At 37.2% G+C, this 1,467-nt stretch carries 2 protein-coding genes; both read right to left on the reverse strand.

Annotated features, from left to right (window positions below; all coding sequences use genetic code 11):
• Positions 1-162: 162 nt before the first annotated feature.
• Entirely contained in the window at positions 163-816 is a 654-nt protein-coding gene (locus SORDD16_RS09600) for a hypothetical protein (RefSeq protein ID WP_061453271.1), read from the reverse strand.
• Between the two features lies 1 nt (position 817).
• Positions 818-1,467 (reverse strand): HNH endonuclease domain-containing protein (locus SORDD16_RS09605; RefSeq protein WP_241734060.1); only part of this gene is annotated, 650 nt, incomplete at its 5' end.

Consider the following 1,467-nt stretch of genomic DNA (forward strand, 5'->3'; position numbering starts at 1 on the left):
ACCTGTTTGGTTGTTGAGGTAGCTAGCTTTTCTGAGTTCTTCTCAGAAGCGATGTTGGTATCAATATAGTCAGCTAGAAGTAAACTTTATAGTGAGCCATAAGTAAAATCTCCTGAAGAAATTCTTCAAGAGATTTATTAACGTTAATTAACACATTGTCTACTAATCCACATAAATGCACATGCCTTCTAATACCCCCTTAGCTTCCTTAAATCCCTCTAATCCATATTTAGATAAGATTTCTACATCATCAGCCAGTCTGATATCTTGTTGCGGATTAGACACTTTTTCTTTGAATAACTTTACAATTAAATTCAACTCCGCTGTATTCATATCATAGTAATTTTTCCAATGCTCTAAACCAATTTCAAAAGAAGAGAGTTGAGGAATCAAAATATCTCCACCGTTAGAGAATATATCCTTCCAACTATCATTAGATTCTAACTCATTCCCATTATTCCAGAAACAAGCTGTAATAACAGGGAGAATCTCTCCATTCCTTTCATCCAATAGATATTGCAAGGTCTCTTCCTCCGCCAATCGAAAATTTTGAACTGGACAATTTTCAAAATAGTATGTATAAGGAATAAAATGGCTTAAACGTTCACTATTATCAGACCGAATAGCACATACACAAACATCATTTTCAAACGTAACAGTTCCTCGACTGCCAAAACCATCCTGAACGGAATAACTAGTCCCGTCCCAAGAGTGCTCAAAAGATAGTTCTGGAAATTTAGCGGACATAACTGCGCAAGAAATACTTGCTAAATAACATCCTTCATATAAAGTCTTTACATTTAAATCATAAGACATCTCAATCACCTCCTGAATAATAATCAGATTTCATTCGATTCTCATATCTAGAAAGAACCTGTGCATTAGCATAGCTATTAGAACCACCTTTTGTTTTCGGAATAATATGATCTATTTGCCATTCATTGGGATTAGGTGTAACACCTTTTTGACTTTTTTGAGGTTTATATAAAATTTCTCCAGATAAGTCTGAACGAACTACTCCACCATTTCTTACCATATTCTCTTTTATAATAGCTTTCTTTTGAGTCGCAGTAAAATTCTTACCAACGTCAACATAATTAGAATCTTGCAAATATGAGTAGGGGCTAGTAGCCGGTATCGTATCCCCTGAAGGCTTTACATAAAAATCCGGTTTAGTTGTAGTTTTAGGCGCTGGTAAAGCTAACACAGGATCTGGTGCTGGTAAGGCAAGTGGTTTACTAGTCGGCCCAGGCAATGCTAGTTGCTGAACAGGGGTTACATCCTTACGTGGTCTCGTGACTGATACATCCCCTGATTTCGGCTTCGTCGTCACCACATCAGCCTTAGGAGCCTTCTTAGGAGACACACTACCTGCTCCGTCGGTAAAGGTGTTAAAGGCAAAGTTCATAGCGACTGTTTGACCAGTAATCTTATTTCCTGTAGCCAAATCAATTCCTGTGTCAATCA

It is taken from the genome of Streptococcus oralis (assembly GCF_001578945.1).
GTDB lineage: Bacteria > Bacillota > Bacilli > Lactobacillales > Streptococcaceae > Streptococcus > Streptococcus oralis_Q.